Origin of the sequence: Streptomyces sp. NPDC005492, from assembly GCF_040605995.1 — a bacterium.
In the GTDB taxonomy this organism is placed as follows: Bacteria; Actinomycetota; Actinomycetes; order Streptomycetales; family Streptomycetaceae; genus Streptomyces.
Window position 1 is genome coordinate 231,694 of the sequence record NZ_JBEXDX010000005.1, and the last position, 19,780, is coordinate 251,473.

Here is a 19,780-nt window from a genome sequence, read left to right on the forward strand (position 1 = left end):
CGACGCTTCCGGCAGCCCCAACTCCCCGCGTATCAGGGGCTGCCGGACTTACTCAGGGTGGGCTACTGCCTCCTTCTGCAGTTGCACCGCCGCCACCAGGCTCAGCATCGGCTCCGCCTGCCGCAGCGCCTTCACCGCCGCGACCGAGCCGACGTCCCCGGTGAAGCCGACGGCGGCCAGGCGGGCGCGGACCCAACGGGCGCGCAGTTGGGGCTCGGTGGCGCCTGCTGTGGACTCCACGAGCGCGACAGCACGCTCCAGGCCGGGGCGGTCCTCCGGCGACGCCCCGGCCAGGGCCTGACGCAGGGCTGCCACGACCACGTCCGAGTCCCGGACGGACAGCACGAAGTTGTTCTTCTCGCTCAGTTTCGTGATTCCCCTCATGGCGACAGCCTGTCCCTCATGTTCCATGCGTGCCAAGCGACTTGAGGAGTCTCAGAGGCTCGGTCACCGGCCGTCGGACTGTGCGGTCAGGGTGAAGGCCAGCAGGGCCGTCGTGGTGAAGTCCAGCGAGGGCTCCACGGTCTGCCAGGCGCCCACGTCGTCCACGTACCGCGCGCCCTTGCCGTCGAAGTCGGTCCAGGCCCCCGACGGGGGAGCGGCCGTGCATTTCTTCATGGTCGGGAAGCCGTTCAACTCACCAAGCTTGGAGGCCGCGTTGGGGCCGTTGACGACGGCTCCGCGCAGAATGGCGCCCTTGCCGTCGTGACTGCCCCGGAGGTTGGCCAACTGGTGTTCCGGGCAGTGCGGGTAGACCTCGCCCGCGCCGATCACGAAGCTGGTGCCCCAGGGGTTGGCGCCGAGTGCCCAGCCCCGTTGCTGCCCGGCGAAGGCCGCGTAGCGGTTGTCGCCGGTGGCCCTGGCGTAGAGGCGGGCGGTGGCCACCAGCCCGAAGGTGTGCGGTACGGCGTCGAAGTCGTCGTAGACCGCGCCGGCGCCGAACGGATCGTGCCCGGCGCGATCGACACCCTCCTCCACCTGGCGGCGCAGATCCCGGTACAGGTCGGCGGCCCCGACACCGTTCGAACGGGCGCCGTCCAAGGCGGTGATCAGGTCGCTGTGGGCCAGGGCGCTGACGTCCGCCACATCGAGGGTGCCCTTGACGTCGGAGTCCAGGTAGGCGCGGGCCCAGCGGGCCGAGTCGGCCGTCCAGCCGCTCTCCCGGTCGTCACCCAACTTCCGAGCAGCCAGCGCGAGTTCGGCGCCCGCGAACTCCAGGTCGTCCTGCCAGGAGTCCTCCGGGTAGAAGGCGGCGGGGAACGCGGTGACAAGTGGTTCATCGGGGTCGGTGTCCGCCAAGTCGTAGACCGAGGCGGCCTTCTCCAGCCATTCCCGCGCCTCACCGGGGTCCGTGTCGGCGACCCGCTGCGCGGCGAGGGCGAAGGCCGCGGCCACCCGTCCGGCCAGGCTCGGAGTGATCGCCTCGCCGGGGTCGTTCGCGCGGAACACCGGCCGGTGCTTGATCGTGTAGTCCGGGTCGCCCGGCGACACATCGAGCCGGTCGTCGGCCTCCGGCAGCCGCCACACGTCGTGATCCGTCCGTACGGCGTCGTTGCCCGCACCGATGCCGACCTGGGCGTAGAGGGTCTCGCTGTCCTCGTCCCACAATTTGTCCAGCCAGTCCAACCCGTGCGTGGCCTCGGCGGACAGCTCCTTCATGTCGGGCAAGTCCCGCTGGGCGGGAAGGAGTTCGGCGGTCGAGTAGGAGGTGGTACCGGTGAACTTGAGGAAGTCCCCCGCGTCGAACCAGCCCCCGGAGACGTCGACCTGGTCGCCGGTCGGCGTCAGCCGCTCGTCGAGGAGTTCGTTGCCCTCCTCGTCGTAGTCCGGATCGGTGTAGACGGTCGCGTCCTCGTCGGCGAGATGGGACGGGCCGTGCTTCAGGGCGCCGGGAAGCACGTCGGCTCCGTCGCGCTGGGCCTGGAGGAACCGGATGTTGTCCCGGACCAGCGGGGTCAGCAACTCGCGGGCGTCGGCCACCTGGAAAGCGGGGGAGCGGCCGCTCGCGGTGCCGGTGAGGACGATGCGGTAGGTGCCAGGGGTGTTGAGTGAGGAGAGGTCGACCGTGCGGACCGAAGGGTACTTGGCGTTCCAGTGGCCGGTGAAGGGACCGAGCCTGCCCGCCGTGACCACCTTGTCCTCGGCGTCGACGACCTTGAAGCGAGCCCCCTTCAGGGCCGCCGAGGGACCCATGATGTAGGCCCGCTTCGTCTCGCCGCGCGCATAGCCGACCTGGTCGACCCGGACGGCCACTCCGGAGGAGGGCGGGTCGGCGGCCGCGCCGTAGAGGTTCATGGCGACGAGTACGGCGCCGAGGCTCACGGCGGTGGTGGTGACCAGCAGTGCGGGACCGCGCGATACGTTCATGCGCCCACGGTGCCGGGGCCTTCATGAGATGACGATGAGGACGACAGGACCTAGGCCGTCGGCAGCCGCAGCTCGGCGATCAGGCCGCCTCCGGGCGCCTCCGTGAGACGGGCGGTGCCGTGATGCAGCTCGGCGACCCAGCGGACGATGGCGAGCCCCGCCCCCGTGCCCGAAGCGGTCCCGGAACCACCGGTGACACCCCGGGCGAAGACCCGCTCCCGGTCCGCGGGCCGGACACCCGCGCCATGATCACGGACCGCGACGAGGCCCTCGGCGACGGTGACCTCCACCGGAGCCCCGGCCGGGCCACCGTGGCGCTGGGCGTTCTCCACCAGGTTCCGCACCGCCTGGGCCAGCAGGTCCGGGTCCCCGAGCACCACCACCGGCTCGGCGGTCACCGTGACGCTCTCGTGGTCCGGCAGCTCCTCGACGGTGGTCTCCACCAACTGGTCGAGGCGCAGGGGCACCAGCTCGGCCCGCTGCGCACCGGCCTCCATACGGGCCCTGGCGAGCAGCCCGGTGACCAGCCGGCTCAGCCGGTCCACGAGCCGTAGCGCCTCGTCGGAGGAACCGCGCCCCTCGACCACGAGCCGCAGGGTCGCCAGCGGCGTGCGCAGCTCGTGCGCCGCCTCGGCGAGGAACTGCTCCTGCTGCGCCAGCCCACGCAGCGCGGGACGCATGGCCCGCCCTGACAGCAGATGGCCGACGGCCGCCGCACAGCAGACCAGGGCCGTGCAGCCGAGCACCAGCCAGCGCACGAGGACTTCGTGATCGTGCTCGCCGCGCGCCAGGTCGGTACCGACCAGCACGGCCGCGCCGATCCGGTCGCCGTCCCAGACGGGAGCCGCCGCCCACCGCAGCCGCTCGCCATGTCGGGCAGGGGCGCTGACGACGACGGTCTCCTGTTCGTCGAGGACGCTCTGCCAGACCCGGTCGAGCCGTTCCTGATCGGGCAGTGCGGACCGGCCGGGCACGACGTTCCGAACCGACGGCGATGCTCCCGACTTAGTCTGGAGAACGGCCAACACCTGGGCTCCCCGGGCGAGTTCGTCCTCCCGCAGCGGCTCCAAGTGCAGCACCCCCGCGTCGAACCAGACCGCCCGCGACAGCCCCGTGGCGCGGCTTGAGACCTCGTGGTCGAGACCGGAACGGCGGGATCCGGCATCGATACGGATGGCGACGGCGGCGAGTACGACGAGACAGGCCGCGGTGGTCGCGGCGAACAGGAGCGTCATCGACCGGCGGGTGCGCCGCAGCCGGGCCACGGCGGGGGAGCGGGCGGACGCTGTGCCCCCGCGGATCACGTCCGCGCCTCGTCGGCCAGCCGGTAGCCGACGCCGCGCACCGTGGCGATCGGATCGGGCGGCCCGAGCCGCCGTCGCAACTGGCCGATCAGCACGTCCACGACATTGGACATCGGCTCGCTCGCCTCGTCCCAGCAGCTCTCGATCAGCTCGGTGCGCGTCACCACCAGGCCGGCGCGCAGCATCAGGACCTCCAGCACCGCGAACTCCTTGGCCGACAGACTGAGCAGCACCCCGGCCCTGGACACCCGGCGCCGCGGCAGATCGACCTCCAGGTCGCCGGCCCGCAGCAGCGGCGGCCGCGCGGGCTGTTCCCTGCGGCACAACGCCCGTACGCGTACGACCAGTTCGGCGAAGGCGAACGGCTTGACCAGGTAGTCGTTCGCCCCGTGTTCGAACCCGGCCACCCGGTCGCTCACCGCGTCCAGCGCCGTCAGCAGCAGAAAGGGCAGCGTCGATCCCGCCCGCCGGTGTCCGGCGAGCAGCGTGAGCGAGTCACCGTCCGGCACCGAACGGTCGGCCACGACACAGTCGTAGCGATTGACGGAGAGCTTGAGATCCGCCTCGGCCAGAGTCCGCGCGAGGTCCACCGCGAACCCGGCGTCCCTGAGCTGAGCAGCGACGACGGGTCCCAGTCCGGGATCGTCCTCCAAGACCAATACGCGCATGCGCCGGAGCTTAGACGGTGCGGGTGGCGGGGCCGGACGCCGCGACTCCGGACCCGGGCCGGTCGCCCGGTGCTACCCGCGGGCTCCGCGGAACGCCCCGGCGACGATGGGGACGAGCTGCCGCTCGATCTGCTCGGCGGACATGGTCGCCAGCTCCGCGCCGATGGGCGCCAGCGCGAGCCAGTTGAGCAGGCCGGCCGCGCAGCGGGTTCGGAAGATCAGTTCCTGCTCGTCGACCCCGGGGATGTGCGGGGTCAGCACGCGGATGGCGTCGCGGCGGCTCTTGTCGAACTTGCCGGTCAGACGCTCCCAGCCCTGGGGCGGTTCGATGCCGACGCGTGCCACCGTGCGCATCACGGCCAGGTCCTGCCCGCCGGCCGCGAGCGCGCGGATCATCGGCCCGGCGAACGCCGCCGCCACCTCCTGGAGCGTCGGAGTGGGGCCGAGGGAGTCGAGCGCCTCCATCTGCGCGTCCAGATACTGCTCCAACGCGTGCTCGATCGCCGACTCGCACAGCGCCTTGAGTGATCCGAAGTGGTAGCTCACCGCGGCGACGTTGGCCCCGGCCCGATCGGTGATCTCGCGGAGTGTCACGCCCTCCTGGCCGCGCTGCGCCAGCAGCTCAAGGGCGGCCGACTGCAAGCCGTCCCGGGTGCGCTGGCCGGCCTCCCGGCGCAGGTCCGTCTTCTCCACGCGTGTCATGCAATGTACTCAAGCAGACGTTTGAGTACATCGTCAACACTCCTGTCTGACCTGCGGTGACGGCTGCGAGGGGCAGGGAATTCAAACAGTGGCTTGACAGGTTGCCGAGACCGTTCATAAAGTCAAGCGAGCGTTTGAATTACTAACGGCGCACAAGAGACCTGAAGGAACCTGTCATGAAGCTGATCAGCCGGAAGTCGATCACCGCCGCGACCGCGGTAGCCGTCCTGGGCGGTCTTTCCATCGCGGCCATGCCGTCACAGGCCGCGACCCCCGCCCGCGGCGGTACGACGGTCCCCGACCTGACTCCTCGCCAGCTCGCCGAGCTGCCCCTCACTGACCGCCACCTGACCAAGCACGAGCGGCAGAACCTCGCGGTCGTCCTGCGCGACTACTACGTAGCGGAGGGCAGCCACATCGACGTCCCGACCTTCGTCAACAGCTTCACCAAGGACGGCGTCTTCAACGACATGGTCGCCGGACAGGCCTACCGGGGTAAGGCGCTCGGGAACGTCCTGCCGTACATGAAGGGCCTCTTCTCCGATGTCCACCGCGACCTCAAGCGCATCACCGTGAACGGCGACGTGGTCAGCATCGAGTTGTCGATCGACGGCACGTTCGACGGGCAGCTCCCGACGCCCACGGGTGGCTTCGTCAAGGGCAAGGGCCAGAAGGTCGCCGCCCCGACCGCCGACTTCTGGTACCTGAAGAACGGCAAGGTCACGACGTTCAACTGCTTCGTCGGCTACTCGAAGATGTACGCCGACATGGGCGTGAACTTCGACTGGGCCACGGCCGTCAACAAGCACTGAGCCGAGCCGCTGCGCGGCGGGTGACGCCCGGCCCCACCGGCCCCGCGTCACCCGCCGGCCCATGTCACCCCACACGGTCGGAGCACCCCTTGAACGTCACGGGCAACACCATCTTCGTCGCCGGAGCGACCTCCGGCATCGGCCTCGGCCTCGCGTTGCGGCTGCACGCGGCAGGCAACCGGGTCATCGTCTCGGGCCGCCGGGAGGACAGACTGAAACAGATCGTCTCGGAGAACCCCGGCATCGAGTCCCTCGTGCTCGACGTCACCGATCCGGCCGCTGTCCAGGACGCCACCGCGCACCTGCTACGACGCTTTCCCGACCTCAATGTCCTGGTGGCGATGGCCGGCATCATGCTGCCCGAGGACCTGCACAGCGACGGTTTCCTCGCCACGGCGGAGGCGACGGTGGCGACCAACCTCCTGGGCCCCATCCGCCTCGTGGCCGCGCTGACCGAACACCTCGCCACCCGGCCCCGGGCGACGATCATGACGGTGTCCTCCGGACTCGCGTTCGTCCCCCTACCCATCGCCCCGACCTACAACGCCACCAAGGCCGCCATCCACTCCTTCACCGAGAGCCTGCGCGTCCAGCTCGCGGACACGCGTATCGACGTCCTGGAACTGGTGCCCCCGGCGGTGCGCACCGCCCTGATGGGACAGGAGGACTCGGCGACCGCCATGCCGCTCGACGCCTTCCTCGACGAGGTCATGACCATCCTCGGCCGCGGCGGACAACCGAACGAGATCCTCGTCAAGGCGGTGGAACCCGTGCGGTTCGCCGAGGCCCGCGGCGAGTACGCCGACCTGCTGCGCATCCTGTCCAACCGCTGACGACCGCGCGACCCACCACAACAGAGGAAGCATCGGCATGACGACCCGGCTTGGAATCGGACTTCCGCAGAACCGGCAGTACAACCTCGGCAAGGACGTGCCCGACGTGGCACGCGCCGCCGAGGACATCGGATACGACAGCGTCTGGGTGTACGAACGCGCCCTGTTCCCGGACCCCCCGACCCAGCCGCTCTACGGCGTCCCGGGCCTGCCCTGGCCCGAGGCCTACCGGGGCGTGGCCGAGCCGCTGGTCACCCTGACCCTCGCGGCGGCGGCCACCGAGCGGGTCGAACTGGGCACCGCCGTGCTCGTCGCCCCGCTGCACATCCCCTTCCAACTGGCCAAGACGCTGGCCACACTGGACGCGGCGAGCGGCGGCCGGGTGGTCGCGGGCCTCGGCAGCGGCTGGTCCCTCGACGAGTACGCGGCCGCCGGGATACGCCCGTTCGAAGAGCGCGGCAAGGTCATGGACGAGATGTTCGAGGTGTGCCGCGCGGTGTGGGGCCCGGACCCGGTGGTCTACGACCACGGCCGCGTCACGCGGATCGCGTCGGCCGTGGTCGGACCGAAACCGGCCCGGTCCATACCGATCCTGGTCCCGGCCAACTCCCCACGGGCCATGCGCCGGCTCGTCGACCACGCCGACGGCTGGCTGCCGTACGCCGACGGGCCCGACCAAGTGGCCAAGAGTTGGCGCCGGTTGCAGGACCTCGCCGCCGAGCGGGGCCGCACCCTGCCGCTGCGGACGGTGGTGCGCGTGAACCCGGACTACACCCCCAAGCGGTACGAGGGACCGGACCGCCGGCCCTTCCAGGGCGACGTCGAGCAGATCGTCAGCGATCTGATGGCGTACGCCGACATCGGCCTCGACGAGTTCCTGGTCGACCTCTCATGGGCCACGCGGGACGGGCAGGAACTGAAGGACGTAGCCGCCGAGGTGTACGCGGCGGCCCGTGCGGCCGGCTTCTGACCGACCCGCCCAGTTTTCGCCTCCCGGATCGGCCGAACCGCGCCCGTTCTACGGCAGGGCTCTGACCTGGTCCTATGGGCCGGTCGGGGCCCTCTGTCGGGTGGTGGCACAATGGCTGCCGCTACATACCGGGCCTGCCCGGCGAGGTTCCAGGCGAAATCGCCGTACCCTTCTTCATGTCTACGGCGTCAAATAGCGGGCGCCGAAAAAGAGAGGCAACACCCCGTGCTCATTGCTCAGCGTCCGTCTCTGACCGAAGAGGTCGTCGACGAGTTCCGTTCCCGGTTCGTGATCGAGCCGCTGGAGCCGGGCTTCGGCTACACCCTCGGCAACTCCCTCCGCCGCACGCTCCTGTCCTCCATCCCGGGTGCGGCGGTCACCTCCATCCGGATCGACGGTGTCCTGCACGAGTTCACCACCGTGCCGGGCGTCAAGGAGGACGTCACCGACCTGATCCTCAACATCAAGCAGCTCGTCGTCAGCAGTGAGCAGGACGAGCCGGTCGTGATGTACCTGCGCAAGCAGGGTCCGGGTCTGGTCACCGCCGCCGACATCGCGCCCCCGGCCGGTGTCGAGGTCCACAACCCCGATCTCGTCCTCGCCACGCTCAACGGCAAGGGCAAGCTGGAGATGGAGCTGACCGTCGAGCGCGGTCGCGGCTACGTCTCCGCCGTACAGAACAAGCAGGTCGGTCAGGAGATCGGCCGCATCCCGGTCGACTCGATCTACTCGCCCGTGCTGAAGGTCACCTACAAGGTCGAGGCGACCCGTGTCGAGCAGCGCACCGACTTCGACAAGCTGATCGTCGACGTCGAGACCAAGCAGGCCATGCGTCCCCGTGACGCGATGGCGTCGGCCGGTAAGACCCTGGTCGAGCTGTTCGGTCTGGCGCGTGAGCTGAACATCGACGCCGAGGGCATCGACATGGGCCCGTCCCCCACGGACGCCGCCCTGGCCGCCGACCTCGCGCTGCCGATCGAGGAGCTGGAACTCACCGTCCGCTCCTACAACTGCCTCAAGCGCGAGGGCGTCCACTCCGTGGGCGAGCTGCTGGCGCGCTCCGAGGCCGACCTGATGGACATCCGCAACTTCGGTGCGAAGTCCATCGACGAGGTCAAGGCGAAGCTGGCCGGTCTGGGTCTGGGCCTGAAGGACAGCCCGCCCGGATTCGACCCGACCGCCGCGGTCGACACCTTCGCCGCCAACGACTCGGACTCGGGATTCGTCGAGACCGAGCAGTACTGATCACCGAGTAGTACACGTCGGCGTCATGCGGGCGCCCGGAACCATCGGCCTTGCCGTGGACCGGGCGCCCGCACTGCTGAGGTCGGCCTGTCGGCTGATCCGGGGTCCGGAGCGCCCCCCGCGCGCCCCGGACCGTGGACCCCCCGTACCCCGTCGTCATTCAGCTCTTCGGCGCCCGGGCGGAGCACGGATCGAAGTGCCGCGGTCGTACGCCTCCGGCATATCGACCGTAGTCGGCGCCCACGGGTTCCCCCGAAGGCATGACCTGTGCTCCTGTTCCGCCCATGGACACGTCCCTGTGCCCGGTAGGCTCCCGGCACAGACAGCTTCGCCGGAAATCGCGGCGGTCTGGAGGGGTCGGGTGTTGCCAGCGGGTATGTGGCAACACCGGCCGGGTGGCGCGTTGTTGGGGGGATGGCCATCGAGCACGACGGATTCGGCGCCGAGTTACGGCGGCGCCGTATCGCGGCCGGCATGTCACTGAGCGAGCTGGCCGGCAAGGTGTACTGCAGCCGCAGCTTCCTGAGCCGCGTGGAGAACGGACGCCGCAGGGCGTCCCTGGAGTTGGCCCAGCTCTGTGACGAAGTCCTGGACGCCAAGGGCGCGTTGGTCGGGCTGGCACCGCTGCCCGGCGCGGACCCGGTGCCCAGGGCGGTCCGGCGCGGGACGGACCAGTCGCTCAAGTCGCCCGAGCGGGGCGGGCGTTCGGCGGTGGCGCGGGATCACGCCGAGTTCCGGCGGCTGCTGCGGCGCGGTGACCTCAGCCATGCCGCGGGGGAGATGCGGGAGGCCGAACGCCACTACACCGCCGCGTACCGCAGCGCCGAGGGTGATCCTCGGGCGCAGGCCGAGGCCGTGATCAGGATGGCCCGTCGCTGGTCCGATCCCGGACAGGTCGACCGTGAGCTGATCCAGTCCCTCAAGGGCTGTCTGGCCGCGCTGGAGGGCGACGACGGCGTCGAGGCCGCGGGGCTGCGACTGCGTCTGGAAGCCCACCTCGCGAAGAAGATGTCCCTGGCGGTGAGCCAGGAGACGGCGACGGGCCTCGCGGGTCCCGCCGAGGGCGCGCGGCTCGCCGAGGACACCCTGCGCCGATTACCCGTGGACGGCGACGACGAGGTGCGCTGCGAGGTCCTCACCGAATGCCGCTGGGCGCGCTACGACTTCATGACCGCCCCCGAGTCACTGACGCTCTCCGAGCGACTGCGCGAGGCCGCGGCGCGGCAGGACTCGACGTACTTCCGCGGTGAGGCCCTCATGGCCGTCGCCGTCGACCAACTGCGCAACGGCAGGATCTTCAGCGCGCTGGCCACCGCGAACCAGTACCGCAAGCACGCGGCGGACACCCACAGCGCCCTCGCCCTCTGGCAGCGGCACACCCTGGACGCCCTGCTCGACCTGTGGCACGGCCGGTTCGACGCCGCCGCCCAGTGGATCTTCGTGGAGTCCCTCAAGTTCATCGACCTGCTGCGCGCCGACTACGCGGTGCCCGCCGACAACCTGACCCAGACCCGCCTCGGCCAGGCCTACTGGCTGCTGCGGCAACAGGGCAGGCTGGCCGAGCTGTTCGCCTCCGACCTGGCCGGCGATGTCGAGCGGCACGCCTACTTCCCGGTCTGGCGGGCCGGTCTGGCCCTCGCCCTGTGCGAGACCGGGCAGTACGCCGAGGGGGCGGACCTGTTCCTCGGCTGTGTCGCCGATGTCGACCGGTTCCCGCCGTCTGGCTGGGCGGTACCCGCGCTCGTGCTGCTGGCGGAGGTCTGCGCGGCGCTGGACCTGGAGGGCGGATTCGAGACCGAGGTGACGCAGGTGCTGCCCGTGCTCCGCGCGCGGCTCGCGCCGCACGACGGCGAGCAGATCGCCCTGGGTGGCTGGCCCACCGTCCTCCTCGGTCCCACCGCCCGGGCCTGCGGACTGCTCGCCCTGGCAGCCGGGGAGCCGGAGACCGCCCTCGAACACTTCCGGCAGGCGGCGGTCCCGGCCCGCTCCTCCCAGCCGGAACTCGCCCGCCTCCGCCTGGCGCAGGCCCGCGCCCTGCGCCGCGCGGGCGGCCCGGGCAGCGAGTCGTACGCCGTCCGGCTGCTGCGGGAGGCGGCCCGCGGGGCGGAGACCTACGGCATGACCTGGCTCGGGGGACAGAGCCTGGCCCTGCTGGAGGCGCCCGGGCGGGCGTGAGGGCGGCGAGTTGTCCGCAGCGGCGATACGGCGTCGCCCAACGACCCCGGAAGCCGATGGAGTTGGTGTGCATGGACCGTGTTCATGCTGTGAACTAAGTCACATCTGCTGGCGAGTTGGGTGCTTCGCCCCGGCGCCCTCGCGACGCCCCTCGCGTCACCCGCACCACCCTCTGCCCCGCACCTCACCGTGGGTAGTCAGCCAAAACGTCTTCGTGGGCGGGGAGTTCGGTGCGAGGGGCATCGAATTGTCTACGCGCATAGTGTACTGAGTGGCCTAAACCTGTGCGTCTGGCGCGTTCGCGGCGTCCCTTGACCCGGGTCGGATGGCTCGGTTTCATACCTAACCAACTGCGCGGGGGGCTCGGGTGCCCGTCGTGAATCCGCAGGGTGTCCTTGGCGTTCCTGGCGTGCCGCGCCGTCAACTCCCCAGTGTGTGCAGGCATGTTGACGTGTCTGTCGGCCCGCTTCGACGCGTCGCGCGCCACCCCGGAAAGGAAATCGCCGGTGTCGCAGTTCCTCACCGCAGCTCCTCTTCTCCACCGTGCCGGATGCCGGTGGGCGAGGTGAGCAGACATCGGGGTACGTCCGTGCAGACGGGAACCGGCGCCGGTCGCGGACGCAGTATCCGCGCCTCGCTCATCACGCTCGCGGTGGTGCCGGCGACGGCGATGGTCCTGCTGTGGGTCAGTGGCTCGTTCGCGCTGTTCGACCAGTGGCACAACGCCAACAAGGAAGGGCAGTCGGCGAAGACCACGTACGCCCTGCTGCCGGCGCTCGGCGAGTTCCAGAAGGAACGGCGGCTCACGGTCGGCCTGTTGGCCTCGCACGGCAGCCCCGCCGCCCTGGCGGCGCAGCGGCATCGGACCGACGCCGTACTCGCCGGATTCCGCGCGGCGGACGCCGCGTCCGGCAGTGACGGATCGACGCAGTACCGGGCCCAGTTGGCCACCGTACGGAAGCGGATCACCGCGCTGACCGCCGCACGGACCGCCGTCGACGACGGCAAGAGCACCCGGCAACAGGCCTACGCCGTCTACTCCGACGCCGTGTCGTCGGCGCTGAACCTCTTCGGGACGCTGAGCGCCGACAACGGCGACGCCGCCACGGCGGCCGACGCCGGCCATGCCCTGGCGTTCCTGCGCGGGGCGGAGGCGCTCTCCCAGGAGGAGGCGATCCTCGACGGAGTCGCCGCGTCCCGGACGCTGAGCGTCCAGGAGCGGTCCGCGCTGGCGGCCGCCCAGGCCGTCCGGACCTCGGTGCTGTCCAACGAGGTGCAGCCCTACCTGCCCGCGGAACTGGGCGCGGAGCTCGGCAAGGCCATGGACGGTTCGGACTGGGCCGCCCTGACGGCCTTCGAGAAGACCGTCGCCGATGCCTCCGCCGCGCACGACGGCACGATCCGCGTACCCGCCGTCGCGGCCGCCCGCGCCGCCGCCCCCGGGCGGGTGTCCGGCGCGGTCCAGGCCGTGGAGGGGCAGTTCCTGGGCAAGGTCACCGCCGACTCCGACAGCCGGACCCACCTGGTGCTCGTCAAGGCACTGCTCGGCAGCGCCCTCGCGCTGGTGGCCGTGCTCGCCGTGGCCCTGCTGTCCTGGCGCATCACCCGGTCCCTCATCGGCCGGATGTCCGGACTCCGTGCGCAGACGCTCGAACTGGCCGAGGAACGGCTGCCCGAGCTGATCACCCGGCTGCGCACCCAGGGCAAACGCGCCGAACTCGACGACCTGCCCGAACTCGACTACGGCACCGACGAGTTGGGCAAGGTCGCGGACGCGTTCAACAGCGCCCAGCGGACCGCGGTGAGCGTCGCGCTGGAGCAGGCCTCGCTGCGTGAGGGGGCGCGGCTGGTGTTCCACAACATGTCGCGCCGGATCCAGCTCCTGGTGCACCGTCAGCTCACGGTGATCGACTCCATGGAACGCAAGGAGCAGGACCCCCAACTCCTCGCCGACCTCTACCGGGTGGACCACCTCGCCACCCGGATGCGGCGCAACGCCGAGAGCCTGACCGTGCTGTCCGGCGCGGCGCCCCGGCGCCGGTGGAAGCACGCGGTGCCGCTCGCGGACCTGCTGCGCAGCGCGGTGTCCGAGATCGAGGGCTACACCCGGGTCGTCGTCGAACCCCTGCCGTCCATAGCGGTGTTGGGACCGGCGGTCGGCGACACGATCCATCTCATGGCCGAACTGATCGAGAACGGCGTGACGTTCTCCCCGCCGCACACCGAAGTACGCGTACGGGCACTGCCGGTGGCGCAGGGCTACGCCGTAGAGGTGGAGGACCGGGGTCTGGGCCTCTCACCCGACGAGTACGCGGCGGCGAACGAACTCCTGCACCAGCCCAAGGACTTCAGCTTCACCACCCTCGGCGAGGACCCCCGCCTCGGCCTCTTCACCGTCGGCCACCTCGCCCACCGCCACGGCATCACAGCCAGCCTCCAAGCCTCGTCCTACGGCGGCTCGCTGGCCGTAGTCGTCCTCCCCCACGCCCTCACCGAACCGACCACCGACACCACACCACCCCCGTTCGACACCCGAGCCGACCGCCACCTGGCATCGGTCACCGGCACGGACACCGGCCCGATCCCGACCGCCCGCACCGGCGTGACAGCCACGGGCATGCCGATGCGCATCCGCACGGCCGCGCCCACGGGCTCCTCGACCCCGGTGACGGCCGCCTCCGACACCACACAGATGGGGGAGACCGGAGCGGGGGGAGTTCCGACGGGTTACCAGGAGGCCGGGGTTTTCGGGGATCCCCGCGAGGCTGGGTCTGCCGGGGATTCTCGTGGCGCTGGGTTCTCAGCCGGTGCGCGTGAGGCCGGTTCTTCGGCGGACTACCGTGCCTCCGGAGCTTCTGGGGGTACCCGCGAGGTCGGACCGTTTGGGGACTCCCGTGAGGCGGGGCCTTCAGCAAGTCCCCATGCGGCCGCGCCCTCAGTGGGCTCCCGTGCTGCCGGAGGTTCTGCGGGTCCTCGCGGGGCTGGGTCTATCGGGGAGCCCCGCGAGGCTGGGCCCGCATCAGGTCCCCGTGCGACCCGGTCTTCAGCGGACTTCCGTGCAGCCGGAGCTTCTGCGGGTTCCCGTGAGGCCGGGTCCTTCGGGGACTCCCACGACGGTGGGGCCTCACGTGGCCCCCGTACGGCCGGGCCATCAGTGGGCTCCCGTGTCGGCGGAGCTTCCGTAGGTCCCCGTGGGTCCGTGCCGCTGTCGGGTTCCCGTGGGGGCGGAGCTTCCGGGGAGACCCGCTCGGGGGGCTCTTCGGGGGAGTCCCGGCCGGGTGGGACGTACGGGGAGTCCCGGTCGGGTGGTTCGTCGGGCGGAGCCCGCGTCGGTGGGTCCGGGCGGTTGCCGCGGCGGGTTCGGCAGGCTCATCTTGCTCCGCAGTTGCGGGAGCGGGCGGTTGAGGCCGACGGTGAGTACGGCGCGCCCGAGCGGCGGCCGGAGCAGGCGCGGTCGATGCTCGCCGCGCTGCGGGACGGTACCCGGCGGGCCCGCGCCCAGGAAGAAGTCCCCATGCCTGTCTGGCCGACCTCGCCACGAGACGAAGTCCCCGCGTCCGAGCGGCGCCAGTTGCCCACCCGTCCCCGTCCGACAAGGAACACCCCATGACCGCGCCCAACACCACGCACGGCGGACTGGCCTGGCTGCTGGACAACCTGATCGAGCGGATCCCCGAGACCCTGCACGCCATCGTGCTCTCGGAGGACGGTCTGCTCGTCGGTTCCTCCGAACGGCTCGCCCAGGACGACGCCGAGCAACTCGCCGCCATTTCCTCGGGAGTTCACTCGCTCGCCCTCGGCACCAGCCGGCACTTCGGCGGCGGACGCGTACAGCAGACCGTCATCGAGATGGACGATCTTTTTCTCTTCGTCACCACCGCCGGCGGCGGCGCCCGCCTCGCCGTGCTCGCCACCTCGCAGGTGGACGTCGGCAACGTCGGTTACGAAATGACCATGGTGGTACGGCAGGTGGGCCAGTTCCTCAGCGCGGCCCCCCGGTTCCCCGAGCCCGAGTACAGCGGCGCGCCCTTCGCGGGTGAGCATGAATGAGACATTGGTCCGAGGAAGATCCCTGGGCGGACGAAGACCCCGCGCTGCTCGTCCGCCCGTACACCGTGACCGGCGGCCGCACCCCGACCGCCCACACCGGCATCGAGCTGATCACCCTGATCAGCACCGTCCGGCCACCGACCCGCGACCAGCGCCTCCAGCCCGAACAGAACCGGCTGCTCGCGCTCTGCCGTACGCCGACGGCGCTCGTGGAGGTCGCCGCCCGGCTGGACCAACCCGTCGCGGTCATACGGGTGTTGCTCGATGACCTCCTGGACAACGACCTCGTCTCCGTCTCCCCGCCCGCCGCGGCCGGTACCCCCGACGCCCGTTTCCTCCAGGCAGTGATCGATGGCATACGCAGAATCTGAACGTCGCGCCACCACGGTGGCGCCCAACGCCGCGACCGCCAAGATCCTGGTCGCGGGCGGCTTCGGCGTCGGCAAGACCACCCTCGTCGGCGCGATCAGCGAGACGACCCCGCTGCGTACCGAGGAACTCATCACCGAGGCCAGCGTCGGCATCGACAACCTCGCCGGCGTGGAGCGGAAGACCACGACGACGGTCGCCATGGACTTCGGCCGGATCACGCTGAGTTCGGCCCTCGTGGTCTACCTCTTCGGTGCGCCGGGGCAGGACCGGTTCTGGTTCATGTGGGACGACCTGTCCCGCGGCGCGCTCGGCGCGGTCGTCCTGGCCGACACCCGCCGACTGGAAAGCTGCTTCCCCTCCGTCGACTTCTTCGAGCACCGCGGCATCCCCTTCGCCGTGGGCGTCAACTGCTTCAACGGCGTCTGCGAGGAGGACCCCGAGGAGATCCGCGTCGCCCTCGACCTCGCTCCCGAGATACCGCTCGTACTGTGCGACGCCCGCGACAAGGAGTCGGTGAAGACGGTGCTGCTCGCGCTGCTCGAACACGTCATGCGAGGCCTGGCGGCGGAGGCCTCCGGCGACCGCCAACCGGTATAGCCCCTGCGGCCATACGGCGGTTCTACGGTCAGGAAGGCCTCGTCGCCGTCACGGCCGTCGCGGTCAAGGTCCCGTCGCACTCCGCGAACTCCCCGTCGTCCAGCGCGACTTGGTGCGCTCCGGCGCCGGGCAGCCCGATCACCATCGTCGGATAGAGGACCGGCGCCGAACCGGACTCGCAGTAGCCGTCCCCCTCGCCCTGCACCTGCACGAAGGTCAGCTTCAGCCAGGCCTGGCCGCCGGGGGCGAGCCGCACGGGGGAGGCGGAGCCGATGGGGGTGACCTCCAGGGGCACGTTCAACTCCGGGGAACCGTTCGCCGCGCCGGCGACGGTGGGGTGCCCCCGCAGAACACACGCCTTGCTGGTCGTGTTCGTGAACCGCACGACCGCCGCCCCGGTCCCGGTCCCCTGCGGACGATCGGCGGCTTGGTAGGCACGCGCCTTCAGGGAGCCCGCGGCGCAGGTCTTCACTGCCGTACCGGTGGGCTGCGAGGAAACGGGAGACCCGGTGCTGGAGTCGGCGCCGGTGTCTGTATTTCCCGGATGACACCCCGTCACCACCAACACCGCCGCCGACAACGCGACCAACGCCGCCGCGCCCCTACGGATGCTGCTCTTCTGCATGACGTCCCCCGAGTTCCGTTCGTGCGACCGGACGTGCCGGCATTTCGACGGGGGAGACAGAGCAGGCCGTATGTGAGGTTTCTCCTGTGCGTTCGCTGTGTCTTTACTGTGACGAGATCGGGACCGAGGCCGCCAACCCCCGCCCCTCACCCGCACGTTGGACCGTCAGCCGGTCGGCTTGCCCTCCGTACCCGCCTCGAAGCTCGCGAAGTACGCCGCCGCCATGTCCTCGTCCCCATGCCCCTGTGCCGCCGCACGCGCGAAGCGTTCCGCGCCTGCCGCTGCCACGTCGAGGCGGACTCCGTTGGCCGCGCCGGCCTGGACGATCAGGCGGGCGTCCTTCTCGGCGGTGGTGACCGCGAAGCTGGCCGGAGTCAGCCGGTCTTCGAGGATGGCGGCGGCCTTGGCGTGCAGGTAGCCCATGTCGAGGGGGCCGCCGGCGATGAGGTCGAGGAAGTTCTGGGGGTCGACGTCCAGGGCCTTGGAGAGGGCCAGGGCCTCGCCCGCCGCGTTCGTCACGGCCAGGACCCAACTGTTGGCCACCAGCTTCAGGCGGGTCGCGGTGGCCGCCGCGCCGTCCTCGCCCACCCACATCGTGCGGGCGCCGACCGCGTCGAAGACCGGGGTCACCGTGTCGCGGCCGGTCGCCGGGCCCGCCGCCAGGACGGTCAGTTGGCCGGCCTCCGCGGGCTGGCGGGTGCCGAGCACGGGGGCGTCGTAGAAGACGAGGTCGTGGCGCTGGGCGAACGCGGCCAGTTCGGCCACCGATTCGAGGGCCGAGGTCGTCGACTGGACCCACGCGGCGCCGGGACGCAGCACGGGGGCGGCCTCGCGCATCACCTCCAGCACGGTGTCGCCGTCGTAGAGCATCGTGAGGACCACGTCCGCGTCGCGGACGGCCTCCGCCACCGTGTCGGTGACGTGCGCGCCGTCGGCGGTCAGGGGTTCGGCCTTGGCGCGGGTGCGGTTCCAGGCGTGGACGGTGAATCCGGCACGGGCGAGGTTGCGGGCCATCGCGGCCCCCATGATTCCGGTGCCCAGGACGCTTACGGTGAGCTTCTCGGTGGTCATGACTCGGCTTTCGTCCTCGACGATGTTGTCGATACCAGGGTGCCAGGTGGTGCGCGCCCGGCCCCTCGACCGGCCGGGCGCGCGTCGCCGTCAGCCGGTGACCGTGAACCAGGTCGACCGCGACTTCTGCCACTCCGGGTACGCGAGGTCCTTCGCCTCGGTGCCGTCGCCGTACAGGTCGGCCGCGCCGTCGTCGGTGATCAGTTGGGCGCGGGCGCCCGCGACCGTCAGGTCCGGTACGTCCACGACCGCCTCCCAGGCGCCCGGGTCCGTGGTCGGCAGATCACGCAGCTTGACCGGCCGGTCGGCGGCGTTCCCGGTCCAGGAGTAGAGGGCGTACGGGTCGGAGTTGTCGTCGGCGGCCCAGGAACCGGCGACGATCAGATACTGGTTCGCCGCGTTCTTGCGGATGTCGCGCACCGAGAGGCCGCCGAGGTCCAGCTCGATCGGCGTGCCGAAGGTGGCGGCGGTGCCGTTCGCGACCACCTTGTCGATGTTGGTGACCGGGACGAGGAGCGCTTTGCCGCCTGCCACCGCGGGGGCGAGCGGAGCCCGGAAACCGAGGTACGCCGTGGTCGTCGAGCCCGGCGCGAACTCCAGACCCTCCACGTTGAACCCGTCTATCTCCTTGGGGATCTCACCGTCCGCGGTGCCGGCCGCGAAGCCGTACCGGTTCCCGTTCGCCTTGTCCCAGGCCACCAGGTTGTCACGCAGCCTGCCGTACGAACTGCCGTAGGAGAGCGCCGTGTTGGCGCCCGTGCCGGTCACCTCGGTGGTGAAGACCGTGTTGCGGGCCGCCTTGTACTCGCCGTCCTTGTTGTTGCCGAGCGAACCGGTCCAGTAGATCGTGTCGCCGACACGGGCCGCGCCCTCGATGTCGATCTCCTTGTCGACGCCGATGTCGTCGCTGAAGTCCCAGGTCTTCACCGGCGCGCCGGACGCCGAACGGTCGTACAGGCGAAGGACGTTGGACTCGTCATCCGCCACGACGACATAGCCGCCGCCCACGTCGACGGCGGCGGAGGCGTCGCTGGAGCCGGTGAAGTAGCGGGTGTCGCCGGCTTGTTGGACGGCTGCCGAGGCGGCGTAGTGGAGGGTCTTGGTGGCCGTTTTGCCGCCCAGGCCGGTGACCTTCACCGTGAGGTCGGTGTAGCCCTGCGCGGCCGCCGTGACGGCGAGTTGGCGGGTGCCGGCCGTGCCGGTGACGGTCACCGCGCTCGTCGGCGCCACGGACGTCCTGCTGCTCTTGCTCGCCGCGACCGTCAACGCGCTCGCGTCCGCGCCGCTCTGAGCGACCGTCACCTGGATGGTCGGATCGCCGACGGCGCCCACCGCACCCGAAAGGTAGCTGGCCGACAGGGAGATGGTCGGTGTGCCGTAACTCGCCGCGTGCGCCTGGCCGTTCAGGCCCAGGGCGGCGAGGGCGAGGCAGGTGCCCACCACGGCGACCGCCCTGCGTCCGTTGGAGAAAACTCCGTTGGAGAAAGTTCCGTTGGAGGAAACGTAGTCCTGCACGGGGACCCCTTCGTCGGCTCGGTGTCGACGAGAAGGCTCAGTGGATCTCACCAACACCGCGGGGCGCGGGCAGGTCCTGGGAGTGAACAACGGCGGACGGCCCGAGGGAGCGTTCCATGACCTTCGCCAGATGGCCGGTGAAGACCTCCCGCGTGTCCGGGGTCAGCGTGCGCAGCGCCACCAGCGCGGTGATCACGACATCGCACAGTTCGCCCTGGACATCGTCCCAGGTGTGGGTGACGCCCTTGCGCGGGTTCTGGCCGGTCGCCCCGATCACCGCCTCGGCGACCTCGCCGACCTCCTCGGACAGCTTCAGCATGCGCAGCAGCATGCCCTCGCGGCCGTCGAGGGGCTGGGTCGTCTCCAGCCAGGTCCAGAGGCTGTCGATGCCGGCCCAGAGGTCGGCGGGCCGGTCGTTCTGATCACTCATGGACCCAGCCTGCCATCACCGCCCCGCGCGCCTGCCCCAGTCGC

The 19,780-nt window shown here is 70.8% G+C and carries 18 protein-coding genes; 9 read left to right on the plus strand and 9 right to left on the minus strand.

What is annotated here, in order from left to right; translation table 11 throughout:
• Positions 1-48: 48 nt before the first annotated feature.
• From ABZT04_RS09935 to ABZT04_RS09955, 5 genes are all read right to left on the minus strand, one after another.
• Positions 49-384: a hypothetical protein gene (locus ABZT04_RS09935; protein ID WP_356054954.1), complete on the minus strand. Its 336-nt coding sequence runs from the start codon at positions 382-384 to the stop codon at positions 49-51.
• Positions 385-447: 63 nt separating this feature from the next.
• On the minus strand, positions 448-2,367 hold the full coding sequence (locus ABZT04_RS09940; protein ID WP_356054956.1) for a glycoside hydrolase family 9 protein: 1,920 nt from the start codon (positions 2,365-2,367) through the stop codon (positions 448-450).
• 50 nt (positions 2,368-2,417) lie between these two features.
• The gene (locus ABZT04_RS09945) at positions 2,418-3,671 is read right to left on the minus strand and encodes an ATP-binding protein (RefSeq protein ID WP_356054958.1); all 1,254 of its coding nucleotides are present in this window, start codon (positions 3,669-3,671) and stop codon (positions 2,418-2,420) included.
• The gene (locus ABZT04_RS09950; protein WP_356054960.1) at positions 3,668-4,339 is read right to left on the minus strand and encodes a response regulator transcription factor; all 672 of its coding nucleotides are present in this window, start codon (positions 4,337-4,339) and stop codon (positions 3,668-3,670) included. The genes ABZT04_RS09945 and ABZT04_RS09950 overlap by 4 nt, the downstream gene beginning before the upstream one ends.
• Before the next feature lie 72 nt (positions 4,340-4,411).
• Entirely contained in the window at positions 4,412-5,041 is a 630-nt protein-coding gene (locus ABZT04_RS09955) for a TetR family transcriptional regulator (protein ID WP_356054962.1), read from the minus strand.
• Between the two features lie 176 nt (positions 5,042-5,217).
• On the opposite strand from ABZT04_RS09955, the gene ABZT04_RS09960 reads away from it, so the two are divergent.
• From ABZT04_RS09960 to ABZT04_RS10000, 9 genes are all read left to right on the plus strand, one after another.
• Positions 5,218-5,853 carry a nuclear transport factor 2 family protein gene (locus tag ABZT04_RS09960; protein WP_356054964.1) on the plus strand — a complete coding sequence of 212 codons (636 nt, stop codon included), beginning with the start codon at positions 5,218-5,220 and terminating at the stop codon, positions 5,851-5,853.
• Between the two features lie 89 nt (positions 5,854-5,942).
• A complete protein-coding gene (locus tag ABZT04_RS09965) occupies positions 5,943-6,686 on the plus strand; it encodes an SDR family NAD(P)-dependent oxidoreductase (protein ID WP_356054966.1) in 744 nt (247 codons plus the stop codon).
• 37 nt (positions 6,687-6,723) lie between these two features.
• Positions 6,724-7,656, plus strand: coding sequence for an LLM class F420-dependent oxidoreductase (locus ABZT04_RS09970; RefSeq protein WP_356054968.1), 933 nt, complete (start codon positions 6,724-6,726; stop codon positions 7,654-7,656).
• A 225-nt stretch (positions 7,657-7,881) separates the two neighbouring features.
• The gene (locus ABZT04_RS09975; RefSeq protein ID WP_355909291.1) at positions 7,882-8,901 is read left to right on the plus strand and encodes a DNA-directed RNA polymerase subunit alpha; all 1,020 of its coding nucleotides are present in this window, start codon (positions 7,882-7,884) and stop codon (positions 8,899-8,901) included.
• Positions 8,902-9,315: 414 nt separating this feature from the next.
• Positions 9,316-11,076 carry a helix-turn-helix transcriptional regulator gene (locus ABZT04_RS09980; protein WP_356054971.1) on the plus strand — a complete coding sequence of 587 codons (1,761 nt, stop codon included), beginning with the start codon at positions 9,316-9,318 and terminating at the stop codon, positions 11,074-11,076.
• Positions 11,077-11,665: 589 nt separating this feature from the next.
• A complete protein-coding gene (locus ABZT04_RS09985; protein WP_356054973.1) occupies positions 11,666-14,686 on the plus strand; it encodes a nitrate- and nitrite sensing domain-containing protein in 3,021 nt (1,006 codons plus the stop codon).
• A complete protein-coding gene (locus ABZT04_RS09990; protein WP_355909300.1) occupies positions 14,683-15,126 on the plus strand; it encodes a roadblock/LC7 domain-containing protein in 444 nt (147 codons plus the stop codon). The genes ABZT04_RS09985 and ABZT04_RS09990 overlap by 4 nt, the downstream gene beginning before the upstream one ends.
• A complete protein-coding gene (locus tag ABZT04_RS09995; protein WP_355909303.1) occupies positions 15,123-15,497 on the plus strand; it encodes a DUF742 domain-containing protein in 375 nt (124 codons plus the stop codon). The genes ABZT04_RS09990 and ABZT04_RS09995 overlap by 4 nt, the downstream gene beginning before the upstream one ends.
• Complete coding sequence (locus tag ABZT04_RS10000; protein WP_356054975.1) at positions 15,478-16,095, plus strand: ATP/GTP-binding protein; 618 nt, start codon at positions 15,478-15,480, stop codon at positions 16,093-16,095. The genes ABZT04_RS09995 and ABZT04_RS10000 overlap by 20 nt, the downstream gene beginning before the upstream one ends.
• Positions 16,096-16,123: 28 nt before the next feature.
• Here the strand turns inward: ABZT04_RS10000 and ABZT04_RS10005 are convergent, their stop codons facing one another.
• The 4 genes from ABZT04_RS10005 to ABZT04_RS10020 form a co-directional block, all read right to left on the minus strand.
• A complete protein-coding gene (locus ABZT04_RS10005) occupies positions 16,124-16,720 on the minus strand; it encodes a DUF4232 domain-containing protein (RefSeq protein WP_356054977.1) in 597 nt (198 codons plus the stop codon).
• Positions 16,721-16,885: 165 nt separating this feature from the next.
• Positions 16,886-17,815 carry an NAD(P)-dependent oxidoreductase gene (locus ABZT04_RS10010; RefSeq protein WP_356055165.1) on the minus strand — a complete coding sequence of 310 codons (930 nt, stop codon included), beginning with the start codon at positions 17,813-17,815 and terminating at the stop codon, positions 16,886-16,888.
• Positions 17,816-17,881: 66 nt separating this feature from the next.
• Positions 17,882-19,234 (minus strand): hypothetical protein, encoded by a 1,353-nt coding sequence (locus tag ABZT04_RS10015; RefSeq protein WP_356055166.1) that lies wholly within the window; start codon positions 19,232-19,234, stop codon positions 17,882-17,884.
• A 109-nt stretch (positions 19,235-19,343) separates the two neighbouring features.
• Complete coding sequence (locus tag ABZT04_RS10020) at positions 19,344-19,736, minus strand: MazG-like family protein (protein ID WP_356054979.1); 393 nt, start codon at positions 19,734-19,736, stop codon at positions 19,344-19,346.
• Positions 19,737-19,780: the final 44 nt, after the last annotated feature.